This window comes from Skermanella aerolata KACC 11604, assembly GCF_000936425.1.
GTDB classification, from domain to species: domain Bacteria; phylum Pseudomonadota; class Alphaproteobacteria; order Azospirillales; family Azospirillaceae; genus Skermanella; species Skermanella aerolata.
In genome coordinates this window covers 157703-180517 of the sequence record NZ_AVFK01000012.1, presented here as the reverse complement: position 1 = coordinate 180517, position 22815 = coordinate 157703, and the positions used below count along the sequence as shown (strand labels likewise).

Sequence of the window (22815 nt, the reverse complement as noted above, 5' to 3'; positions counted from 1 at the left end):
CGGCATCGACATCCGCATTCGCACCAGGAGAAGACCCCCATGAGCCCCTCCCTTGGAAACGGGATGATCGTCGAGAAGAAGGTATTCGAGTTGCAGCACTTCGTCACATCAGGCGGAGCGACGCTGAAATCCGTCCGGGTCGGCTGGGAGAGCTACGGCGAGCTGAACGCCGACGGATCGAATGCCATTCTCATCACGCACTTCTTCTCCGCCACAAGCCACGCGGCGGGCCGGTATTCTCCCACCGACGAATTGCCCGGTTACTGGGACTCCATCATCGGCCCGGGCAAGGCGATCGACACGGACCGGTACTTCGTCCTGTCTTCCGATACGCTCGTCAATATCAATGTCCACGACCCGAAAGTTACGACGACAGGCCCCGCCTCGCTCGATCCGGACACCGGGGAACCCTACGGGATGAGCTTTCCAGTCGTCTCGATCCGCGATTTCGTCAATGTTCAGAAGGCTCTGGTCGAAAGCCTGGGCATCTCCAGGCTCAAGGCGGTGGCGGGACCCTCCATGGGCGCGCTTCAGGCTTATGAATGGGCCGCCACATATCCTGAGATGGTCGAGCGGATCATTCCCGTCATCGGCGCCGCAGGCGGCGACCCGTTCCTGATCGCGTGGCTCGACATCTGGGCGCAGCCGATCCGCCTGGACCCCAATTGGCGCGGAGGCGACTACTACGGCGGAGAACGGCCTTTGGAAGGCGTCAGGCTCGCCCTGAAGACCATCATGCTGCATGCCAATCAGGCTGGATGGGCGGCAGGGTTCGGCAGGGAACCCGCCGAACCAGGGAAATATCCGGCGGACACGCTCGCCAACCGGTTCAGTATCGTGGAGTTCATCGATCGGGCGTGCGCGCTGCGGGCGCCCGTCGTCGATGCCAACACGCTTCTCTATATGGTGCGGGCCAATCAACTCGCCGAAGCCGACCCAAGTCGGATCAGAACGCCGGCGCTGATCGGCTACTCGCCGAACGACCTTGTTTTTCCGCAGCCCTGGATCGAGCGGACAGCGGCGGCGATCGCGGCAAACGGTACGCCGGTAGAAACGGTTGAAATCAACGGTCCCAACGGGCACCTGAACGGTGTCTTGCATGTGGCCCAGGCTGCGCCCCGCATCGCAGCTTTTCTGGCAGAATGACATTCCGGCAAGCCTTGCGAACTGGCACGCCGTTGACGCTTCTTCCTGTGTAGGATATAAATCCTTAACTAGACTCACGGGAAGGGCGCACCGCGGTCCAAAATGTTTACATTTGCGTCTTTCTGCGGCCTGGAAGGGAGTGTCTACATCCCCCTACCCCGCCCGCGGTCAGCAGCGGTCCGCGACGCTCAGCGCTACGTCCTCGCGGCGCTCCAGGGTGCTCGACAAGACTGTCGCCCCCAGCGCCAGCAAGGCCAGCGTAGCGCCGATCCAGGGGATGGCAGTGTACGACATGCCCTGCGCAATCGCGACGCCGCCGATCCAGGCGCCGCCGGCGTTGCCCAGGTTGAAGGCGCCCTGGTTCAGGATCGCGGCGAGGTTGGGCGCGCCATGCGCTTCATCGACCACCCGCACCTGAAGCGGGGCCACCAACGCGAAGGCGACGACGCCCCACAGGACTATCGTCACGACAGCCGGTATGAAAAACTGGCTGGTGAAGCTGAGCGCCGCCACCACCGGCACCAGGACGCTGAAGATGCCGATAATGGCCGGCATCAGCTTCCAGTCCGCCAGCCTGCCGCCGACGAAGTTTCCGATCGTCAGGCCGACGCCGAACAGCAGCAGGACCATGGTAACGCCGTGTGGCGACACGCCGGTCACTTCCTGAAGCAGCGGCGTGATATAGGTGAAGACGCTGAACAGGCTGGCCGAGGCCAGCACGCTGATCGACATCGCCAGCAGCACCTGCGGCCGGCGGACGACGCGGAATTCCTGAAGCAGGCTGCCCGACCGGTCATGCTTCACCGCCGGAACCCAGAACAGGATGGCGAGCAGGGCGATTACGCTGATGCCGACCACGCCCCAGAAGGTGGAACGCCAGCCGGCGGCCTGACCCAGCGCCGTCCCCAACGGGACGCCCAGCACATTCGCCAGCGTCAGTCCGGCGAACATCAGCGCTATGGCGCGGGCGCGCTGGCTGGGCGGGACCAGCCCGGCGGCGACCACCGACCCGATGCCGAAGAACGTGCCGTGGCAGAACGCCGTCACGACCCGCGCCGCCATCAGCGTGGCATAATCCGGCGCTATCGCGCACAGAGCGTTGCCAATGATGAATACGGCCATCAGTGCCAGCAAAGCCGTCTTGCGCGGCATTCGGGACGTCAGGATCGCGAGGATGGGAGCGCCGACCACCACGCCCAGGGCGTAGCCGGACACCAGCATTCCCGCCGACGGGATGCTGACGCCGAGGTCGGCGGCGACGTTGGGCAGCAAGCCCATGATGACGAATTCGGTAGTGCCGATGCCGAAAGAGGCTACGGCGAGCGCCAGAAGCGGAAGAGGCATGGGACCTGCTCGGGAGGGCGGTGGAGGAGGACGGACGAAGCTGTAGGCACCCCTCCCGGCATTTTCTCGTTTGTCCTATAACAGTATGCTGAACTGACTGTTTGCAACAGAAACTATGCCGCATCGCAGCAATGCACGGCGGTCATAAAAGGGGATGGGATATGGCGGGCGAGTTCATTCAGATCACGGCCGAAGCGGGCGAAACCTTCCGCGCCTACAAGTCCGTACCGCGCTCCGGCGACGGCCCGGCGGTGATCGTTCTGCCGGAAATCTTCGGCATCAATCAGCATATCCGCGACGTCGCCGACTTCTACGCCGAAGAAGGCTATGTCGCCCTCGCGCCCGACGTCTTCTGGCGGGTCGAGAAGGATGTCGAACTCGGATACTCCGATGCCGAGCGCGACAAAGCCCTGGAACTGCTCGGGCGCTTCGATACCGACCAGGGGGTCCGCGACATCCTCGCCACCGTCGCCGCCGCGCGTGCCCTGCCCGAGGTCACCGGCCCAGACGGCCACAAGGCGGTCGGCGTCGTCGGTTTTTGCCTGGGCGGACGGCTGGCCTATCTGACAGCCGCGCGCGGCGATGTCGATGCGGCGGTCGGGTACTACGGCGGCGGGATCGACAAGCTGCTGGATGAAGCCAGCAACCTCGGGTGCCCGCTGACGCTTCATTTCGGGGCCGACGACAGGATCTCGCAACCCGAAGTGATCGATAAGATCAGGCAAGCCTTCGCCGGGCGGCGCGATGTCGAAGTCTTCGTCTATCCCGGTGCCGGCCACGCCTTCAACAGGCCGGGCCACTCGTACAACAAGTCTGCCGCGATGATGGCCCATTCAAGGACCATTTCGGTCTTCCGCAAGGCGATGGGACCGCATTATGACCTGTCCGCCCTCTGGGACAAGCACTGCGAATACGAGTTCGGCACCCGGAACGTCGACGACACCATGTCAACCATGGTCGCCGAGCCCTATGTCAACCACATCCCGACGATGACCGGCGGCTATGGCTACAAGGACCTGCACCGCTTCTATCTGAACCATTTCGTCCACGGCAATCCGGCGGATACCAAGCTGGTCCCGATCTCCCGTACCGTCGGGGCAGACCGAGTGGTGGACGAAATGCTGTTCTGCTTCACCCACGACCGGGAAATCGACTGGCTGCTGCCCGGCGTTCCGCCGACCGGCAAATACGTCGAAATCCCGCTGATCGCGATCATCAACTTCCGGGGCGACAAGCTCTACAACGAGCACATCTACTGGGATCAGGCATCCGTGCTGGTCCAGACCGGCTTGCTCAAGCCCGACGGCCTGCCGGTCGCCGGGGTCGAGACAGCGCGGAAACTGGTCGATCCCTCCCTGCCCTCCAACACGCTCATGGCGCGCTGGAGTCAGTCAGGGAAGGAAGGCGGCGATCATTGATAGCCGCCTTCCTTTCGCTCCTCGGCGGCTTCTTCCTGGACCTTTTGATCGACGTTGCCGGTCTTCTGGCTGGCGCCGTCGTTCTTCTTCTCGGGCTTGTCCTCGTTCCGATCGGCTTGGTTCTGGTCCGCCATGACGGTCTCCCATGAAAATTCGTTCAGCGGAGGGATCAACACGGGATGCGGGGAATCGTCACGGAGACGCCAGCATAGATTGCGACTGCCGCCCGGCTATGGCACATCCGCGCCACCCCTCTGTTATGCAGCGGTCGGGACCATGAAGGGAAAACGACTTTGCTGAAATACGATCCTCGCAAGCTGGTGCGGGAGGACAACCCCGGCGCCAATCCCGGCGACCTGGGTATGTTCAAGTTCGTCCCCGACGACCTGCCCGACGGAGCACCGCTGGTCGTCGTCCTTCACGGCTGCGGCCAGACGGCGGCAGGCTACGCGACGGGTGCCGGCTGGACCACGCTGGCGGAACGCTGGGGCTTCGCGCTGCTGGCGCCGGAACAGCAGGCCGCCAACAATCAGGCCAAGTGCTTCAACTGGTTCGAGGCCGGCGACATCGAGCGCGGCCAGGGCGAAGCCGCCTCGATCCGGCAGATGGTCGAACGGATGCGCGCCGACCACGCCATCGATCCGAAGCGGATCTACGTGACCGGTCTGTCCGCCGGGGGAGCCATGGCGGCGGTCCTGCTGGCGGCATACCCGGAAGTGTTCTCCGGCGGCGGCATCGTCGCGGGTCTGCCCTACAAGTCGGCGGTCGGCATGCGGGAGGCGCTGGGGACCATGTTCCGCGGCCGGATCAAGACGCCGGTCGAATGGGGCGATCTGGTCCGCACCGCCTCCGGCCATACCGGCCCCTGGCCGGTCGTGTCGATCTGGCAGGGCAACGCCGACAAGACGGTCGCGGCGTCGAACGCGGTCGAACTGGCGAACCAGTGGGCCAACGTCCATGGCGCACCGGGACCGGCCAGCGAGGGGTTGGTCAACGGGCACCGGCATATCCTGCTGCGCAACCCTGACGGCAAGCCGGTGGTCGAACTTTTCGAAATTGCCGGCATGGGACACGGGGCGCCGATTTTTCCAGACGATCCGGAATTCCCGCTCGGCGAGGCCGAAGCGTTCATCCTGCCAGTGGGGATTTCCTCCACCCTGGGTATCGCCCGCTTCTGGGGGTTGGAGCCGGGTGCTGTCAGGACCGAAGAGATCGTAACGGTTCCGGAACGAGTCGAAGCCGGCGGTGCCGAAACTCCCGTCTTCACGCGCCCCGCGAAGACCGGTATCCTCAAGAAACTGTGGAAGGGGATCAAGCGGATCGTCGGCCGCACCTAAACTCCCAAAATTCGATGGCAGGGCATGGCAGACATCGTCCTCATCAGCCCTCGGTTCGAAATGTCGTATTGGGGGCTGGAGCACGCCCTGCCCCTGATGGGATGCCGGGCCAACATGCCGCCGGCTGCTCTGCCCCTGATTGCGGCGCTGACACCACCCGGCCACGATGTCACGATCATGGACGAGAACGTCGGCCCGATCGACTTCGACCGCTGTGCCCGAGCGGATATCGTCGGACTGACCGGCATGATCGTCCAGCGCCACCGGATGCGGGAGATCCTGGAAGAACTGAAGTGGCGCAGCGTTTTCGTCGCGGTTGGCGGCCCCTGGATCAGCGTGCGGCAAGATTATTTCGGACACCTCGCCGATACCGTCTTCGTCGGCGAGGCGGAGGAGACTTGGCCTAAATTCCTGGAGGACTGGGAAGCCGGGAAGCCCGCTCCGCGCTACGAGCAGGCTGAAAAGACAGACCTGTCCAAGCTTCCGGCGCCGCGTCTCGACCTGCTCGACATGCGAAACTATGCCTTCGGCAACGTCCAGTTCACCCGAGGCTGTCCCTTCACCTGCGAGTTCTGCGACATCATCGTTTTGTTCGGCCGGCGTCCCCGGATCAAGACCGTCCTGCAGATCATCGCCGAACTCGACCAGCTGCACCGGCTGGGCCAGGAAATCGTCTTCATCGTCGATGACAACCTGATCGCGAACAAGAAGGCCATCGTCGAAGTGCTTCGCGCAGTGATCGAGTGGCAGCGCGAGCGCGGCTTTCCGCTGACCTTCTTCACCGAAGCCTCGCTCGATCTGGCCGACGAGCCGGTGCTGATGCAGCTTATGGTCGATGCCAACATCGTCAACGTCTTCGTCGGCATCGAGACGCCGAACGAGGAGTCGCTGCGGGAAACCAAAAAGCTCCAGAACCTGCGCCGGGGCGGCACGATGGTCGAGAAGATCCACGCGATCCAGTCCGCCGGCATGGAAGTCTGGAGCGGCATGATCCTGGGCTTCGACCACGACGACGAGACCATCTTCGACGCCCAGCTCCGCTTCGCCGGTGAGGCCCGGATCGTCGGCTCCATGATCGGCATGCTGAACGCGATCCCGACCACCCCGCTCCACGCCAGGTTGGCGGCCGAAGGCCGGCTCGACCCGGACGACGATTCCGTGTTCGGGACCAACGTGATCCCGGTGAAGCTGGACCGCGCGGGGCTGCGCGACGGCTACCTCCGCGTGCTGCGCGATATGAGTGAACCGGCCGCCTATTTCGACCGGATGGACTCGCTCTACATCACCGGCCCGCTGTCCGGCGACCAGGGACGCACCGCGAGGTTGATGGCACGGCCCTGGCTGAGGCGGCGCGAGCAGGCGCGCTTCCTGGTGCGTGCCGCCGTGCTGTTCGCAAGGCTGATGCTGCGCGTGACGGAGCCGGACCTGAAGGCGGAATACCGGCGCAGGATACTGAAGCTCGCCAGGACGAACCCGCGCCCGGTGCTGCTGTTCGTCTATGCCTTGCGCGCCGCGATGCACTACCACGCTTGGCGCTTGGCCGGGTCGATGTCGGGCAAGCAGGGCAACGTGGTGAATTCGTACTGAACCGCTCGTCATCGGCACCGCCTTGCCCGCGTCTCCTCGTCCCATTGCCGTTTCAGACGGACGGTCTCCAGCTTTAGCCGCAGCGATTCCAGCCGGTCCAGGCGGCTGCGCCGCTCTTCCAGGTCGGCGGCGATGTATTTGCGGAAATCGGCGACTTCCGGCAGACGCCGGTAGGCGAACTGCTCCCAGACGGCGCGGAACGCCTTCCGCCACAGGTCGCGCGGCCAGCCGGCCATGACTTCCACATCCATCTCCAGCGCGATGTCGTCCGGCAAGGGGAAACCTCGACGCGACGCCAGCGTGGTAAGGGCGGCCAGGATCTCGCCGGCGTCGCCGGGAGCCAGATCGGAACGGGCCTGGGCGACGGCGGCGGGCAGGCGATCGACGATCTCAGCCGGCATGTCCGGCAGATGGATCGCCGGCTCGTCGGCCCATGAGTCGGTCCAGGCAGGCAGCCGCACGGCGCCGGTTGTCGTCGGAGAGGGAACCGCCGGCTGGGACGGACGGGTGAGCTGGACCACGGTTCCGGGGTTTTGCCGAGCGGGTTTCATGAGCTGGTTCCTGAGCGGGAGCGGCGTTGGCGGTGGCGACTGGAAGTTGCGGGAGCTTGCCCTTTGGCTCGATCAGCCAGCGCCGCCACGCGGCGGAGGGATCGGCGTAGCGGTAGCCTTTCGCTCGGCACGACAGAACGAAGCTTTCCGTGAAGGCCAGGACGTCGAGGTTGGGGTGCTTCGATCTGGCCCAGGCGATGTCGTCTACGGTCGGGACCCAATCGGCGGAAACCGGCTCAGCCGAAACAGGGTCAACTGGCTCGCGCGCTGAACTTGAGAAAGAGGTATTTGATTCGTCGTGATGACTCGTGTCAGCGGGCTGTACAGCGGCGTCAGCTTGTTCTGACACCTCCGACGCCTCGGAGTCGGCATCGCTGCGGCGGCGCGCCAGACCGTCCTGAAGGCGGTAGCGGCTGGCCCGTTGGCGGCCTTCGATGTACTGGCGGTCGTGCAGGAGAAGGCCCTGCTCTTCCAGCTCGGCAATGGCGGCGTGAACCCAGGCGCGCGAGCGCTCCAGGTCGGAGGCGATGGTTTCCTGACGCACCCAGATCCAGCCGACGCGGTCGGCATAGGTGGCGAGTGCGGCGTAGACAGCTTTGGCAGCCACGGAGAGGCCGGGCCGGCGCATGACCGACGCGGCAACGGTTCCCCATCGACTGCCCAGTTGTTGAGCGCCCATGATGTCCCTGCGGATATGTTGATGACCCGCGACGGACAAAGTCCTTCCCTGGCGAGAAACCGCTGGCCGGCTTTTCGCTTGTCAGGAAGGACGGGACCGGACTACTCTGGAGGTGTCGAGGCTACAGGTAGGTGGTTCCATCCGCCGCTTGTATTCGGGGAAAGGTCCGCCCTGGCAGGCGGGCCTTTCCTTGTTTTCCGGCTACGTCATGTCAAAAAACCTCATTCTCCCAAAACTTCGTTCCTGTGCCTTCACAGTTCCGGATTCCAGAACGGCAGCGTCGTGAAGTCCGCCGGCCTGCCGGAGGACCGCCGCCAGAAGATGACGGCGACATCCTTCAGCGGGATGCGTTCGGAGCCTTCCATCGGCCCGGCTTCCAGACGTTTCTGGTTGGCCAGCGCAATGCCGTAGTCGGGCAGGCTGTCCGCCTCCAGCAATTGCTTGACCAGATACTTGAACCCCTTGAGCGGGGTCGAGCCGCCGACATGGGTCTTGAGGGATTCCAGGTTGATCCGGAAACCCTCGTTGCCGCCCATGTGGCTGCGGGCGATCTCGTAGATGCGCCGGGGCAGCGGCGCCAGTTCGAAGTACCGCTGGTTATAGGTCAGCATCATGTCGTCGTGCAGGATGGCGCGGTAGAGCCAGTCGCACAGCTCGACCGTGATCGAGCGCATCGACTTCTTGCCGTCCTTGGTCGTGCGGTAGTTGATCTTGGCCTTCGAGATCCAGGAGAACCAGGCATCCTCGCCCTCGCCGCCGGTCTCGATATTGGTCTTGATCTGGGTACCCTGGAGCCGGTCGATACTCTCCCGGATCTGCTCATAGGCGGAGCCGCCCACCACCTTGCCGGATACCCGGCAGAAGTCGTTGGCGGTGAAGGTGAACTTCTGCGCCGGCCGCTCCCCCTTCTCCATCTTCTCGCGCATCAGACTGGCGATGTAGATGATGAAGTCCTTGTCCACGACGTTGGCCATGCCGGAATAACTCGGCTTGACCTCGATCCGGCGCAGACCGTCATCATAGACGATCGGGTCCATGGATTTCCGGCTGGTATCGAGAGCGAAGAAGCCCCAGACCATCATCCGGCGATCATTGCTGACGTCGCCCCGCAGGGGACTGTCGAACAGGCCTAACTGGCGTCCTTCACTCATGGCTCCTCCTCATGGATGCATGATGCCACCGCAGGTCCGCCCGTACAGTCGATGAATCGCGCAGGTCAACCAAACGCCAAATCTTTTTCCCTGGGGTCAACCAAACGCCAAACCGGTGAACCTCCGAGGTGAACCAAACGCCAATGCGGTCGACCATCAGGTAAACCGAACGCCAATACGATGGGCATCCAGGTAAACCAAGAGCCAACGAGACCCACTCGAATCGGCCCCGACTCCCGATTTGGTCCGTTGACGGGAGTGTGAGGCATCGCCGAGCTTGGCGTTCGGTTGACCAAAACCGCCCGAATCGCGTTTAGGAGCAGGTCGCACCCCCTGCACTTGGCGTTGGATTGACCTGATGGAGGTGGGGACTGGGGGCCGGACGTGCCGCTTGGCGTTCGGTTGACCAACCGGCGGGCCTATACACCGAAACCGATCGAGAGGAGACTTTGCGACATGGCGACGATCAGCGAGCAGCAATTTCTGGCATCCCTGGAGCAGGACCCGCCGACGGTCGAACTGCCGCCCCTGCTTCAGGCCATCCGGCTTGGGCTGAGGGGTGAGTGGGAAACGGCGCACGGGATCGCCCAGACGATGGAGGACGACGCCGACGGGGCCTGGGTCCACGCTTGGCTTCACCGGATCGAGGGCGACCTCGGCAATGCCGGTTACTGGTACCGCCGCGCCGGCAAGCCGGCCGCGACCGAGAGCACCGATGCCGAAGGTCGGGCGATAGCGCGGGCGCTGCTGGAGCGGTGAACCGGCGGTCATGGAGATCCCCACATAATAAAAGGGCCGCGGTTTCCCGCGGCCCAAGGTCGATCGATCGGTCTCTGAAGCGTGGTGAAGCTCAGAGGCTGTGTTCGGAGAAGAAACGCAGCATCTCGCGCGAGGCGTCCGGTCCGCGCGGATCGGTGTAGGAACCGGACGGGCTGCCGCCCGCCCAGGCGTGACCGGCACCCTTGATCGTCCACTGCTCGCACAGCGCCTTGCCGGAAGCGTCGGCGTGGACCGTGCGGCTGTAGCCGTGGCCGCCGGGCGCGGTCGCCTGCCCGCTCTCCACCTTGGATGTCAAACCGGACGCCGAGGCCTTGGCTTGGGCAACCACCGCGTCGCCATTGCGGAGGTTGACCGTGGAGTCCTTATCGCCGTGGAAGACGATGGTCGGGACAGGGCGGGTGCCGGCAGATCCCGTGCTCCCTCCCCCCTGACGCATCGCGGCGAAGGCGGAGGGGATGTCGCGGGCGGCGCCGACCGGCAAGCCGGAATGGACGCAGACCGCGGCGTAGAGCTCGGGATAAGCCGCACCCATGATCGCGGCCGCCGCACCGCCGGCCGACAGACCGGCGACATAGACGCGGGTGGCATCGACCGGATGCTCGGCGATGATCTGGCGCGTGATCCCGGCAATGATCGACGGTTCGCCCCGGTCGCGGCCCTGATCGTTGGGGGTGAACCAGTTCCAGCACTTCTGCGCGTTGGCCGACGACGGCTGCTGCGGGTAGACGACGATGCAGCCGTGCTCCTCGGCCAGTGCGTTCATGCGGGTTCCGGCGGCGAAGTCGTCGGGCGACTGGGTGCAGCCGTGCAGCATGACGACCAGCGGCATCGGCTCGGCGGTCCGCTTGGCCGGGACGTAGAGCTTGTAGTCGCGGCTACCGGCCTGGTTGGTGAAGGTCGCCGTGGTGAACGACGCGCCGTCGGGCAGCGGCTCGGCTGCTGGGCGCAGACCGGCGCCGCCCAAGCCGTTGAGGCCGCTCAGGCCGCCGATATCGAAGTTGCCGATATCGAACTTACCGATGTCGAACTTACTGATGTCGAACTGGCCGGCGTCGAACTGGGCTGTCTTGGCGCGGGCGGCGAGATCCCGCAACGTTTCGGCAAGACCGGTACGGGGCTTCGGGTAGAACTTGCCGGTGAAACCGGAGGCCGGTTCGGCAGCGGGTTTGGCGGCTTTGGCCTTGGTCGCGGGCTGCGGCTCGGCGTCGTCGAGAACGACCGGCTCCACGTCGATGATGGTCGAAGAGTTGGCGGTCGAAGCGGGGCCGGTGTGCGCCGGCTCCGGGATGTCGCCGCCCTGGAGCAGGCGCTGGATCAGGGCGGTAGCTTCGGCGAGGTTACCGGTCGAGGTGAGGCGGGTCGCTTCCGCCATTCCGAGGGACATTCTGTTGGACATGTCAAAGCCTTTCAAAGCTTGCAAGCGGGCTTGGGAGAGGGCGCAGGTCCTCTGGTCGAGGGACGATGCCGTCTCCCGCTGCTGGGTTCGGTCGGTGTCGGGGCCGGCGGCGCGTGGTGCCGCCGGAAGCGACTATTTGATGCGGTCTGCCAGGGCGGCCTTGACGGCGGCGCTGGCGTGCAGCGCCCCCAGCACGGTCAGGGAGGCGATAGTGGCTCGGGCGAGTTCGGGCGTTACGTCGGGGGAGATGGTTGCGAGCCCAAGGACGCGGACGTCGAGCATCTGCCCCGCTTCCTTCGCCGCTTCAAGATCCTCGCGGGTGAAGGTGCGGAGGCCGAGATCGACGCTTTTGCGGGTCACGGCCTGCCGGACCACGTCCGAGTGCCGTTCGATCTGATTGCGGATGGCGGTCCGGATGAAGTCGGTGCGGTTGGAATAGAACCCTTCCTGCACCAGGAGATCGACGTGGCCAAGGTCCACGTAGCCGAGATTGATCGTGATCTTCTCGCTGTCGGTCGCCTTCGATCTGATGTCAGTTACGTTGTTGGCCATCTCATTTCCATCCTCTCACCATCTGCATGGATGGTAATTGGTGCTGACCCGGATGTCCTTCAAGCGGAAACCGCCCTGCCCATGGAAGAATGTTCACATGCCCCTCGCGTGCGTAAATGTAAGCAGGTGTCATGATTCTGCGGTCTCCAGTATGCGGATATGCGAATGCGTTTCCGCCGAGGCTTCAGCGGATGGAAATGGCGGACATGGTTCGGGTGTTGACGGAAGGACACTTATCCTAGATCGGGAACGCCGTCAATCGTTGCGGATCGTGATGGTTCGGCTTGCCGTCTGTTGTTCCAGACAGGTGTTCAACGGGAAAAAGCAACAGGAGAGATCAGGTGAACGCGAGCATCAAATCGGATAAAACCGATGGGAAGAAAGACAGCGACGATCTGACGATCAACACCGACGATCCGCCCGCCGGCCTGCCGGATATCGGAGCGCCGGGGCTAGGCGGTGACGAGATGCCAGGCGGCGTCATTACCGGCGGCGACGGGAAGGCGATCCGGAAGGAGAAGAAGTCCGAGTCGTGAGGCGGACAGCTTCCTATAAAAGTGAACAAGTAATACTGCGACTTGATAAAGCTGCCTGGTAAAGACGTTTCCGCTGTAGGTCGGTCTAAAGCGGAAACGGTGGATGGATCGTGATCGAAAAATGTGTTACATGGTACTGTCTGGAAAACACATCAGGATGTCGAACATGCCGGATGCGACCTTCACTTTCCGCGTCGAGGACGAGTTGAAAGCAGCTTTCACCGCGGCAGCGAAAGCGCACGACCGCACGGGCGCGCAGTTGCTGCGCGATTTTATGCGCGACTACGTTGGCCGTCAGGGGGACGAGCAAGGATATGATCCATGGTTCCGGCGTCAGGTGCAGGCAGGCATCGAAGATGCCGATGCTGGCAGGGTCGTATCCGCCGATGAGGTAAATGCGACCTTCGCAGCGCGGCGAGCCGAAACTTTACGCAGACTTGACGGCGCGAAATCTTGAAACTGACTTGGACCAGGACTGCCATAGCCGACCGCCATAAAATTTACGATCATATCGAAGCCGATAATCCACGGGCCGCCGAGCATTTGGACAATGTGTTTGAAGAGAAAGCCAGCTAATTATTGCAATATATGAATATCGGCCGCCTTGGCCGTGTTTCAGGCACTCGCGAACTGGTAATCTCAGGAACGCAATATTTGATGATCTATCGTTATGACAAATCATCGGTCATCATCTTGCGCATACTGCATGGTGCTCAGCAATGGCCTGATGCCAGCGGGAACTGAAATTTGACTAGTGATTTCCGACTTCTCTGCCGGAAATCACTAGTCAATTCTAAATGCTATCGCCGCTACTTCACCTCTCCCGCCAGCCAGTGCCCGATCGTCCCCTTCTCGGAACTGACTTCGCTCCAGCCGGGCTGAACACCATCCATGTTGGGCAACTGGTGCGCGATGCCCTTGTGGCAGTCGATGCAGGTGCGTTCTCCCGTGAACAGGTAGCGCTCGTGGACTCGGGCGGCCCTGGCGCCTTGTTTGGTGATGTCCATCGATTCGGTCGAGTGGCAGTTGCGGCATTCGAGTGAGTTGTTGGCCTTGAGCCGCGCCCATTCGTGCTCGGCCAGTTCGCGGCGCATCGCCACGAACTTGTCGCGCGTGTTGATGGTGCCGAAGATCTTGCCCCAGACTTCCTTCGACGCCTGCATCTTGCGGGCGATCTTGTCGGTCCATTCATGGGGGACGTGGCAGTCGGGACAGGTCGCGCGGACGCCGGAGCGGTTGGTGAAGTGGATGGTCTGCTTCAACTCCTCGTAGACGTTGGTATTCATCTCGTGGCAGCCGACGCAGAATTGCTCCTGGTTGGTCGCTTCCAGCACGGTGTTGAAACCGCCCCAGAAGATGACGCCGGCGGCGAAGCCGCCGAGCGTCAGGAAGCCGAGGCTCAGATACCGGCTGGGGCTTGAGAGCGTGCGCCAAGGGCGCAGCAGGAACTCGGGCAGCTTCAGTCTCATTGCCCAGCACCTCCGGCAGACGGGCGGCTGATCATGCTGTCGATGGTCTGAAAGGTGTTGGGCACGAGCGGCTGGGCCGTGGTCTGCGGGACGTGGCACTGCATGCAGAAGTACCGGCGTGGCGACACGGCGCCCAGCGTCTGGCCTTCACGGTCTAGGTAGTGGGTGATGCTGATCATCGGCGCCTGAACGGCTTCCGTGTACTGGCGGCTATGGCAGGTCAGGCAGCGGTTGGTGTTCAGGTTCAGTTGATAGTCCCGGACATTGTGCGGGATGACGGGGGGCTGTTCCGGATAGTTGCGGGCGACGCGGCGGTCGTCGGTGACGTCGGCCGGGATCTGTGGCGGCGTCACCTCATCGGTGAACTGGACCGGCGGGCGGAAGGGCGAGTCGATCTTGACGCTGCCGGTGTTCACGCTGCCGGTGTTCTGGGCGGACAGGAGCGCCGGGACCAGGAGGCAGGGCAGCGCCGCGAGCAAGGCTAAGTGGTAGAGACGCATGATTCAGCCCTTCCTTATGCCGCGACGATCTTGACGGCGCATTTCTTGAAGTCGGTCTGCTTGCTGATGGGATCGGTGGCGTCGAGCGTGACCTTGTTGATCAGCCGGGCGCTGTCGAACCAGGGGACGAAGACCACGCCGCGCGGCGGCTTGTTGCGGCCGCGCGTTTCCACGCGGGTTAGCATTTCACCGCGCCTGGACATCACCTTGACCTCCGACCCGCGCCGCAGGCCCCTGTCCTTGGCGTCGTCCAGGTGCATGTAGACCAGCGCCATCGGCATCGCCTTGTAAAGCTCTGGCACGCGCATCGTCATGGAGCCGGAATGCCAGTGCTCCAGCACGCGGCCGGTGACCAGCCAGAGATCGAATTCCTGATCTGGAGACTCGGCCGCCGGTTCATAGGGCAAGGCGAAGATATTGGCCCTGCCGTCCGGGTTGCCGTAGAACTTCAGCCCTTCGCCGGCCTTGACGTAGGGGTCCAGGCCCTCGCGGTAGCGCCACAGGGTTTCCTTGCCCTCGACCACCGGCCAGCGCAGGCCGCGCGCTTCGTGGTACATGTCGAACGGCGCCAGATCGTGGCCGTGACCGCGCCCGAAGGCGGCGTATTCCTCGAACAGGCCTTTCTGGGGGTAGAAGCCGAAGGCCTTGGCCTCGCGGTTCTCGTAGTCAGGATTGGTTTCCGCTGCCGGGAAGCGGTCGACGGTGCCGTTGCGGTAGAGCACGTCGAACAGGGTCTTGCCGCGATACTCGGGGTGGGCGTCCAGGGTTTCCTTGGGCCAGACCTCGTCGGTGGTGAACCGCTTGGAGAACTCCATCAACTGCCACAGGTCGGAGCGCGCCTCGCCCGGCGCATCGACGAGCTGGTGCCAGAAATGGGTGCGCCGCTCGGCGTTGCCGTAGGCGCCTTCCTTCTCGACCCACATCGCCGCCGGCAGGATTAGGTCGGCGGCAGCCGCCGTGACGGTCGGATAGGCGTCGGAGACGACGATGAAGTTGGCCGGGTTCCTGTAGCCGGGCCATGTCTCGTTATCGCTGTTCGGCGCCGCCTGGAGGTTGTTGTTGACCATGATCCAGAAGGCGTTGAGCTTGCCGTCCTTGAGCATCCGGTCCATCAGGACGGCGTGATAGCCGACCTTGGCGGGCAGCAGGCCGTGCGGGATCTTCCAGATCTCCTCCGCGTGTTCGCGGTGGGCGGGATTGGTGACCACCATGTCGGCGGGCAGCCGGTGGGCGAAGGTCCCGACCTCGCGCGCCGTGCCGCAGGCGGAGGGCTGGCCGGTCAACGAGAACGGGCTGTTGCCCGGTTCCGAGATCTTACCGGTCAGCAGGTGGATGTTGTAGACCATGTGGTTGGCCCAGACGCCCCGGACATGCTGGTTGAAACCCATGGTCCACAGCGACATGACCTTGGTCTTGGGATCGGCGTAGAGTTCCGCCAGAGCGATCAGCCGTTCCTTGGGAACGCCGCTCAGTTCGGACGCCTTCTCCACCGTGTAGTCGCTGACGAACTTGGCGAACTGCTCGAAGTCTATCGGCGTGCTGTCGGCGGGAGTCTTGGAGTTGGCGGCGCTCGTTTCCAGTACGTGTTCCGGACGGAGGCCGTAGCCGATGTCCTTCTGGCCTAGGCGGAAGCTGCAATGCTTGGCCACGAAGTCCTGGTTTACCCGGCCGGTCTGGATGATGTGGTTGGCGATGAAGTTCATGATCGCCAAGTCGGTGCTTGGCTTGAAGATCATCGGGATATCGGCCAGCTCGAAGCTGCGGTGCTCGAAGGTGGAGAGCACGCCGACCTTGACGTGCGGAGCCGACAAGCGGCGGTCGGTGATCCGGGTCCACAGGATCGGGTGCATCTCCGCCATGTTGGAGCCCCAGAGCACGAAGGCGTCGGCGTGCTCGATGTCGTCGTAGCAGCCCATCGGCTCGTCCATGCCGAAGGTGCGCATGAAGCCAACCGCCGCCGAGGCCATGCAATGCCGGGCATTGGGATCGAGGTTGTTGGTCCGGAAACCGGCGCGCATCAGCTTGGTGGCGGCGTAGCCTTCCCAGATCGTCCACTGGCCGGAGCCGAACATCCCGACGGCGTCGGGTCCCTTCTCCTTGATCACCCGTTTCCACTGGCTGGCCATCTCGTCGAAGGCCCGGTCCCAGGAAACGGGCTGGAACTCGCCCTCCTTATGGTATTTGCCGTCGCGCATGCGCAGCAGCGGCGTGGTCAGGCGGTCTTCGCCGTACATGATCTTGGACAGGAAGTAGCCCTTGACGCAGTTGAGGCCGCGATTGACCTCCGCCTTGATGTCGCCGTGGGTGGCGACCACGCGGTTGTCCTTGGTCGCGACCATCACGCCGCAGCCGGTGCCGCAGAACCGGCACGGCGCCTTGGACCATTTGAGCTTGGCGTCCTGCCCGGCGACCATGGACGACTGCGCGAGAGCCGGGACGCTGATGCCGCCCGCTGCGGCTGCGGCGGCCACGGCCTGCGCCTTGATGAAATCCCGACGATCCAACATGGGTTGGTCCCCTGTTCCTTAAAAATCGGCTGTGAAAATTCAGACGGTGGCCAGCGCCGCTTCGTGTTCGGCGGGCTCGACTTGATGAAAGACCAGGACGGCGGACAGGACGCCGTCGAGCAGGTGCATCGCGGTCATGCGGTCGGCGATGAAGCCTTCGTGCGGCCCCTCGACCGTGACCACCAGCTTGCTTTCCTGGGCGAGGTGAATTTCCGCGCCCTCCATGGCGAGGATGGCGGCGTGGACCGCCTCTCTCATCGAGGGCTGGAAATGCACGAGCAGCGACGCGATGTGCAGTTCGCCACCCCATGGAATCCGCTTTTCCGTCTCAGACCTTGACTTAGGCGGCATGTCCGTCTCCCGCGTGCAACTGGATGGTGATCGCCCCGACCGGGCAGGTGGATACGCAGGCGCCGCATCCGGTGCAGGCTTGACCGTCGACAAGGACGCGGGCGATGCCGCCCGGGGCCAGCGCGAAACGGATGGCGGACTGGTCACAGGAGTCCTGGCAACTGCGGCAGGTGATGCCCTGGGCCGAAAGGCAGGAGGCGCCGGCCGCCGCGACGGCGTTCCAGGGGTTGCCGGCGGTGTCGCCGAACACAGGTGCCGGGCAGGCGGCGGCGCAGTCGCCGCAGAATGTGCATTCGCCCTTCAGGAAGTCGATCTCGGGGAAACCGCCGTCGCCGGCGCCGACGATGCCTTCCGGACAGGCCTCACCGCACTTCCCGCAGCGGATGCACAGGGAGGTGAAGCTGTTCTGGTCGGACCACGGAGGCCGGATGGACGGCCGGGAGGGGCGTGCGCGACCGCGCAGCAGGTTTCTCCGCCGGATATCGACTGTATCGCAGGTCATTGGGTGTCACCGATCCGCGATCAGACGGCCGGTGGTCCGGGAGGACCCATGATCATCTGGTAGATCCAGACGGCGAACCCGTAGCCGCCTACGACGGCGACGGCCAGGATCGGCCAGATCGCGAAGGCGAGGACGAGGAACATGGTGATTTCCCGGCGCTTGGCCCCGGCGTCGGCCGGGACCTTGAACTTGGACGCATACACCATGTCATCGGATGATCCTGGTGAGGATTCTGGGCGGTTCGGACGCATGATCACTCTTCCGCATACCGGGAGGGCATGGCCCTTCAGGTGAGTTCGTTTGGTCTTATTTGTTGGTAAGCGGGGTTGCCGGGGAAGAAATTGACTTGGATCAAATCACCGGACGTTAGTGAGCCGATTTACTCACTATTCTCCGTTTTCGGCAAGAAAAATTTAGCCTCTTGATAAATATCAAGTGACGCATTTAGCAGTGATATTGTTGAATGGGTGACTTTTACTGCCGGGTTTCTTGATGGGTGCTGTGTGGAAGCGGCGTCGAAGCCGACTGGTGAGTTCCGGCAGAAGTGTCGGGCTGAAGAGGCCCGACCTACAAAAGTAGCTTGGCGACAGCACGCTGACGTAGGTCGGGCCTCTTCAGCCCGACATTTAACGCTCCAGACCGGTCGCAATTTAAGGCCGTTGGTATAACTTTCTAGGTTGGCGTTATGCCGGCATGACGGGGAACGCCGGGCGCGCCTGAGCGCGCCCGGTAGCCGCCGAAGCGGATCGTTATGCCAGCGCCAGCTTGCGGGCCGCTTCCTCACGCTCGATCCAGCGCTCGAGGATGGCGACGTGCTCACTCTCCTCCTTGACGAACTCCTTCGCCAGCGTCTCGATCTCGGCGTCCTTGGTGTGACCGGCGACGGTCAGGTAGAACTCGAAGCCGAGCTTTTCGCCGTGGAGCGCCGCCTTCAGGGCGTCGAGACGCGACAGCGAGGGGTCGCCCGCCCACAGGGCGGTCCGCTCCGGTGTCGCCAGATCGGGCCATACGTGGTCGCCGGGCATGAAGCATGATACGTCCACCGACCCCGCCCGCTTCTTGGCTTCGGCCAGGTGCAGGCGCGAATATTCACCCAGCTGGGTGAAAAGCTCGCTGATCTCCTTGTTGCCGACCTTAGCCATTTCGACCGCCAGCTCTTCGAAGTGGATGGCGGCATCCTCCTCGACCTTGACGGCGTAGCCCAGGAACTCCTCGACCGAGGCGATCTCGAGGCCGCCCTTGTAGGACTTGACGGCGGTGGACAGGGCCGGCCGGGCCTTCGGCAGGGTCTCGTCGCCGGCGAAGATCACGGCGATGTCCTCGTCGCGCACGAAGTACTGGCACGCCAGCCGGTAGCGCGGCGGCATGTCGTTGGTTTCGGCGTTCTCGATCTCGGCCGGAGTGATCTTGCCGAGCTGGCGCAGCATCTCCTTTTCTTTTTCGGTCAGGGCAAGGCCATAGGGCTTGTTGGTGCCGAGGTGCTTGATCTCCACCAGGCAGGAGCCGCAATTGCCGTCGCCGCAGTCGAAGGGGATCGGAAGCTTGTGCTCCTTGGCGAGCGCCAGGAGCGTTCCGCGGTCGCCGGCGACCGCATACAGGGTGACGTCCTTCGCCATCACCGGAGACTTGAAGGTCACGTTCGCCAAAATAATAATCCTTTTTCAATTCAGGGTAGAACTACCCGTTGAGCAGCCGCCGGCCGGTCAGGCAGAGTCGTCGAAATCCTCGATGTATTTTGACGGTTCGATGAAAAGCCGGCAGCTCCTCCCTATCCCCGGCACTGCCGGGGATGTGGTGGAGGCTAAAGGTGCAAAATTCGTGCTAAAGCTACGTTTGCCTGTAATGGCAATGGCTTAGGCGATATAGCCGTGCCGAAGGGTTCGACGATTGAGATGAACCCGACACAAGACGAACCTGACAAATGGTCCCGTTCCGGACATCGCGTCGTCGGGTGTTTTTCGATTGCCGAAGGCGCCGCCGATCGAAACCGGCGGCCGCTGCCGGTTCAGTTCATCCGGCTTTCCGGACGGCGTCGAAGAAGCTGTGGTCGAACAGCGCATTGAGATCGACCGGCTTGATCTGGGCGCCCGTGGTCTGCTGGAAGTCCTGGAGGAGTGCGGTGGACTCCATGATCTCGTGCGGGTTGGCGACGAGGTTGGTGTTGGGCGACCGGAGCGCTTTGGCGATCACGTCGGGGTCGACCAAGCCCTTGCCGATAAAGGCGGAGACGTGCGCGGCGGCGCGGTCGTGTCGCGTGTTCGCGAAGTCGGTGGCGCGGACATGCAGTTCGACCAGCTTGGCGATGGCGTCGCGGTGTTCGGCGATCGCCGTTTCGCGTACCGCCAGCACGGCGCCCGGCTGGCGCGGCAGCATGGCGTTGGCGGGCGCGACGATCCGGGCGGTCGGGTCGCGTTCCTGCACGATCGTCAGGACGGGTTCCAGGATCGAGGCTCCCTCGACCGCACCGGCAAGCAGCAACTGCTGCACCTGATCCTCGCCGACGCCGACGATCTCGACATGCGCGGGATCGGCCTTGGCGACGTTCCGGATGTAATAGCGGAGTATCGTGTCGGGCACCGAGCCTTGCGGCAGCGTGGCGATCTTCGCGGGGCGCCCCGCCCTTTGATAGAACTGGCGGAACCCGTCGGCCGGAGACGCCGAGGCGGCCATGGTTTCCGCGAAAGGGCCGCGCCCGATGAAGGCGACCTGATCGATAATGTTGGAAGCCAGCACCTTGATGTCGATGCCGCGCGACCGCGCGACCATCGCGGGGCCGATGCCGACATAGACGACGTCCAAGCTGCCGGACGCCAGCGCCTGAACCATGGCTGGGCCGGAGGAGAACGACGTGAGCTTGAGGTCTAGCCCGGCCTGACCGGTCCAGCCTTCCCCTTCCATGATGAAGAGCTGCGTCATCGGTATGATCGGAATATAGCCCACGCGGAGCGTCACCGGGGACGCGGCCTCAGCGCGCGACGACAAGGCCGCCGGCGACAGCGTTGCAGGCGACAGGGCCAGCGTTGCGGCGGCTCCGGACAGGCGAAGGAACCGGCGGCGGGCTAAGGGTATCTGCATGACGGAAGCTCCCAGGCATTTCATTTTTCTTAACTTACACGGTCGATCGGACCGGGTCGCCCTGGAACTCCGGTGTGGAACCCGGCAAACGGTCAGGGAAAAAGTATAATCGCGATCTTGGCCCTACCCTATCGACCATCATCATAGTTGCCGCATCAGTATGCAATAGCGGCTGATCCATCGGGACCATCCATGGATATTGTGAAGTCATTCCGGTTCCCGGAGGACGACACGCCGTTGTTCGCCGGTGACTTCCGGTAGCGGAAAAGGGCTTTTGACACCTCATGCAGGTTTCCTGATGTTGATCATTGCAAGAACTTTCGTGGCAGCCGTGCTGGGAGCGCTGACCGTGCAGTCCGCACAGGCACAGGTCCAGCCGCAACAGGCCCAACAAGCTCAGGCCCAACAATCTCAAGCCCAGCCGCGCAAGGGCGCCAGCCAGTCGCCGAAGGAGAGGATAAACGCCTGGACGGTCGGCCTCGCGGGGGGGCAGCTGGAGGGCGCGCCGCTTCGGCTGGCGTCGGAGATCTCGCGGGTGGTGGACGACGGCGACAACCTGCACGTCTTGCCGATCGTGACCCGGGGCCCAACCGAGAACGTCAATTCTCTCCTGTACCTCAGGGGAGTCGACATGGCGGTCATCAATACGGACGTGCTGGATGAATACAAGGCGCAGGTGCCGAACATCCAGCAGCAGATTACGTATGTCCTGAACCTTTTTCCCTCCGAGCTTCATGTATTCGTCCGGCCGGAAATCCAGTCGCTCGCCGATCTCAAGGGTAAAAAGGTCAATTTCAACACGCTGGGTACTGCCGCGGCCTATTCGGGTCCCTTGATCTTCACGCGGCTGGGGCTCGACGTCGATAAGACCTTCATCCCGCATCAGGTGGCGCTGGAGCAGATGAAGTCCGGCGGGATGGATGCCGTCGTGTTCATCACTTCCAAGCCGGTGGACGCCTTTCTCAAGGGCCGCTGGGAAGCGGGCTTCAAGTTCCTGCCTGTCGAATACGACAACAGGCTGGCGGATTACTATCTGCCGTCTCAGCTTGGGTCCACGGACTATCCGTCCCTGATCGCGGAGGGCGCCCAGGTGCCGACGATCGCGGTCCCGACTTTCCTGGCCGCCTATAACTGGCCACGCAATTCGGACCGCTACAAGCGCATGGACCGGTTCGTCGACCGGCTGTTCAGCCGGCTCGAAACGCTCCAGGGGCCGGGGTTCGATCCGAAGTGGAAGAACGTCAATCTGGCCGCGAAGGTGCCGGGACTGGAACGCTACCGGTCGGCACAGGAATGGCTGGACCGGCCCGGCACGGTGGAAGAAAGCGGTTTGCCGAAATGAGGCGGGCCGCGATCCTTCCGCTGCTCCTGTCCTCCCTGATCACCGGACCAGACGCCTGGGCACAGGATACCGGCAGTTCCGACCGGCATGACCCGGAAGAATGGGTCATCAGCGAAACCAGGTCGCCGGTGGACTACAGCCCGCAGGTCAGTGCCATGATCGCGTCCATCCCGTCGCCGGGGAACTGGGGGATGTCGTTCTCCCTGCATTGCAGGCAGGGCAGGACCGAGGCGCTGTTCGGCATCCCGGACTTCGCCCGTTTTCCAGCGGGGTCGGGATTTCCGGTGGAGTACCTGGCAGTCAGCCAGCAGGCCATCGACGCCCGCTCGGTCGAGCGCCGCTGGGTGGAGCGGCGCGGCGTCGAAAGGGGCTTCGACGAGGTGAGCGGCGCGGTGGACGCCGCCCTAACGGGAGATGCCGTCGCATTCCTGAAGTCGCTGCCCGACGACGGCATCCTGTCGGTGCGGGTGCGCGACAGGAATGCCGTGACGCATGACGCCGAGTTCCATCTGAAGGACTTCGGCCCCGTTCGGGACAAGCTGGCGGCGGCCTGCAACTGGCCGCCGCGATAGGGATGGGGACCGGCGGCCCG

At 63.6% G+C, this 22815-nt stretch carries 24 protein-coding genes and 1 pseudogene; 10 read left to right on the top strand and 15 right to left on the bottom strand.

The features are described from left to right. The first annotated feature begins 39 nt into the window (after nt 1-39). Nucleotides 40-1146 (top strand): E22 family MetX-like putative esterase, encoded by a 1107-nt coding sequence (locus N826_RS16660; RefSeq protein ID WP_044430619.1) that lies wholly within the window; start codon nt 40-42, stop codon nt 1144-1146. A gap of 168 nt (nt 1147-1314) precedes the next feature. On the opposite strand, the gene N826_RS16655 is transcribed toward N826_RS16660, so the two are convergent. Then, nucleotides 1315-2490 carry an MFS transporter gene (locus N826_RS16655; protein ID WP_044430618.1) on the bottom strand — a complete coding sequence of 392 codons (1176 nt, stop codon included), beginning with the start codon at nt 2488-2490 and terminating at the stop codon, nt 1315-1317. 161 nt (nt 2491-2651) lie between these two features. On the opposite strand from N826_RS16655, the gene N826_RS16650 reads away from it, so the two are divergent. Next, the gene (locus tag N826_RS16650; protein ID WP_044430617.1) at nt 2652-3908 is read left to right on the top strand and encodes a dienelactone hydrolase family protein; all 1257 of its coding nucleotides are present in this window, start codon (nt 2652-2654) and stop codon (nt 3906-3908) included. Here the strand turns inward: N826_RS16650 and N826_RS43090 are convergent. Further along, the gene (locus N826_RS43090; RefSeq protein WP_157599346.1) at nt 3902-4042 is read right to left on the bottom strand and encodes a hypothetical protein; all 141 of its coding nucleotides are present in this window, start codon (nt 4040-4042) and stop codon (nt 3902-3904) included. The genes N826_RS16650 and N826_RS43090 overlap by 7 nt on opposite strands. A gap of 159 nt (nt 4043-4201) precedes the next feature. Here N826_RS43090 and N826_RS16645 point away from each other — a divergent pair, with 159 nt between their 5' ends. Both N826_RS16645 and N826_RS16640 read left to right on the top strand, forming a co-directional pair. Continuing rightward, nucleotides 4202-5245, top strand: coding sequence for an extracellular catalytic domain type 1 short-chain-length polyhydroxyalkanoate depolymerase (locus N826_RS16645; protein WP_052831445.1), 1044 nt, complete (start codon nt 4202-4204; stop codon nt 5243-5245). Nucleotides 5246-5269: 24 nt separating this feature from the next. Next, a complete protein-coding gene (locus tag N826_RS16640) occupies nt 5270-6832 on the top strand; it encodes a B12-binding domain-containing radical SAM protein (protein ID WP_044430616.1) in 1563 nt (520 codons plus the stop codon). Between the two features lie 8 nt (nt 6833-6840). Here N826_RS16640 and N826_RS16635 read toward each other — a convergent pair whose 3' ends face one another. The 3 genes from N826_RS16635 to N826_RS16625 form a co-directional block, all read right to left on the bottom strand. After that, entirely contained in the window at nt 6841-7233 is a 393-nt protein-coding gene (locus tag N826_RS16635; RefSeq protein WP_044430615.1) for a hypothetical protein, read from the bottom strand. Next, nucleotides 7223-8062, bottom strand: a complete 840-nt coding sequence (locus N826_RS16630) for a helix-turn-helix domain-containing protein (protein WP_147040792.1) — start codon at nt 8060-8062, stop codon at nt 7223-7225. Before N826_RS16630 ends, N826_RS16635 begins: the two co-directional genes overlap by 11 nt. Nucleotides 8063-8313: 251 nt before the next feature. After that, nucleotides 8314-9213 (bottom strand): replication initiator protein A, encoded by a 900-nt coding sequence (locus N826_RS16625; RefSeq protein WP_044430613.1) that lies wholly within the window; start codon nt 9211-9213, stop codon nt 8314-8316. A 456-nt stretch (nt 9214-9669) separates the two neighbouring features. Here N826_RS16625 and N826_RS16620 point away from each other — a divergent pair, with 456 nt between their 5' ends. Next, nucleotides 9670-9972 carry a hypothetical protein gene (locus N826_RS16620; protein WP_052831443.1) on the top strand — a complete coding sequence of 101 codons (303 nt, stop codon included), beginning with the start codon at nt 9670-9672 and terminating at the stop codon, nt 9970-9972. 91 nt (nt 9973-10063) lie between these two features. Here N826_RS16620 and N826_RS16615 read toward each other — a convergent pair whose 3' ends face one another. Then, nucleotides 10064-11389 (bottom strand): extracellular catalytic domain type 1 short-chain-length polyhydroxyalkanoate depolymerase, encoded by a 1326-nt coding sequence (locus N826_RS16615; RefSeq protein WP_044430612.1) that lies wholly within the window; start codon nt 11387-11389, stop codon nt 10064-10066. Nucleotides 11390-11521: 132 nt separating this feature from the next. Continuing rightward, nucleotides 11522-11941: a CopG family transcriptional regulator gene (locus N826_RS16610; protein WP_044430611.1), complete on the bottom strand. Its 420-nt coding sequence runs from the start codon at nt 11939-11941 to the stop codon at nt 11522-11524. A 341-nt stretch (nt 11942-12282) separates the two neighbouring features. On the opposite strand from N826_RS16610, the gene N826_RS16605 reads away from it, so the two are divergent. The 3 genes and pseudogenes from N826_RS16605 (at nt 12283) to N826_RS45280 (ending at nt 13221) form a co-directional block, all read left to right on the top strand. Further along, nucleotides 12283-12477, top strand: a complete 195-nt coding sequence (locus N826_RS16605) for a hypothetical protein (RefSeq protein ID WP_044430610.1) — start codon at nt 12283-12285, stop codon at nt 12475-12477. Between the two features lie 166 nt (nt 12478-12643). After that, a complete protein-coding gene (locus N826_RS16600) occupies nt 12644-12934 on the top strand; it encodes a CopG family ribbon-helix-helix protein (protein ID WP_044430692.1) in 291 nt (96 codons plus the stop codon). After that, nucleotides 12931-13221 (top strand): annotated as a pseudogene (locus tag N826_RS45280) (type II toxin-antitoxin system RelE/ParE family toxin). Before N826_RS16600 ends, N826_RS45280 begins: the two are co-directional and overlap by 4 nt. Before the next feature lie 65 nt (nt 13222-13286). On the opposite strand, the gene N826_RS16595 reads toward N826_RS45280, so the two are convergent. The 8 genes from N826_RS16595 to N826_RS16555 form a co-directional block, all read right to left on the bottom strand. Further along, the gene (locus N826_RS16595) at nt 13287-13946 is read right to left on the bottom strand and encodes a NapC/NirT family cytochrome c (RefSeq protein ID WP_044430609.1); all 660 of its coding nucleotides are present in this window, start codon (nt 13944-13946) and stop codon (nt 13287-13289) included. After that, complete coding sequence (locus N826_RS16590) at nt 13943-14446, bottom strand: nitrate reductase cytochrome c-type subunit (RefSeq protein ID WP_044430608.1); 504 nt, start codon at nt 14444-14446, stop codon at nt 13943-13945. The genes N826_RS16595 and N826_RS16590 overlap by 4 nt, the downstream gene beginning before the upstream one ends. Nucleotides 14447-14460: 14 nt before the next feature. Further along, on the bottom strand, nt 14461-16953 hold the full coding sequence (gene napA, locus N826_RS16585; RefSeq protein ID WP_044430607.1) for a periplasmic nitrate reductase subunit alpha: 2493 nt from the start codon (nt 16951-16953) through the stop codon (nt 14461-14463). A gap of 39 nt (nt 16954-16992) precedes the next feature. Further along, on the bottom strand, nt 16993-17304 hold the full coding sequence (locus tag N826_RS16580) for a chaperone NapD (protein WP_044430606.1): 312 nt from the start codon (nt 17302-17304) through the stop codon (nt 16993-16995). Further along, nucleotides 17294-17806, bottom strand: a complete 513-nt coding sequence (gene napF / locus N826_RS16575) for a ferredoxin-type protein NapF (protein WP_044430605.1) — start codon at nt 17804-17806, stop codon at nt 17294-17296. The genes N826_RS16580 and napF overlap by 11 nt, the downstream gene beginning before the upstream one ends. 20 nt (nt 17807-17826) lie before the next feature. Continuing rightward, nucleotides 17827-18012, bottom strand: a complete 186-nt coding sequence (gene napE / locus N826_RS16570) for a periplasmic nitrate reductase, NapE protein (protein WP_044430604.1) — start codon at nt 18010-18012, stop codon at nt 17827-17829. A 543-nt stretch (nt 18013-18555) separates the two neighbouring features. Further along, entirely contained in the window at nt 18556-19443 is an 888-nt protein-coding gene (locus N826_RS45720; RefSeq protein ID WP_280178474.1) for a 2Fe-2S iron-sulfur cluster-binding protein, read from the bottom strand. A gap of 373 nt (nt 19444-19816) precedes the next feature. Then, a complete protein-coding gene (locus N826_RS16555; RefSeq protein WP_052831441.1) occupies nt 19817-20881 on the bottom strand; it encodes an ABC transporter substrate-binding protein in 1065 nt (354 codons plus the stop codon). A 298-nt stretch (nt 20882-21179) separates the two neighbouring features. Between N826_RS16555 and N826_RS16550 the strand changes: the two genes are divergently transcribed. Then, nucleotides 21180-22223 (top strand): TAXI family TRAP transporter solute-binding subunit, encoded by a 1044-nt coding sequence (locus tag N826_RS16550; protein ID WP_044430601.1) that lies wholly within the window; start codon nt 21180-21182, stop codon nt 22221-22223. Next, nucleotides 22220-22795 carry a hypothetical protein gene (locus tag N826_RS16545; protein WP_044430599.1) on the top strand — a complete coding sequence of 192 codons (576 nt, stop codon included), beginning with the start codon at nt 22220-22222 and terminating at the stop codon, nt 22793-22795. Before N826_RS16550 ends, N826_RS16545 begins: the two co-directional genes overlap by 4 nt. Nucleotides 22796-22815 lie beyond the last annotated feature (20 nt).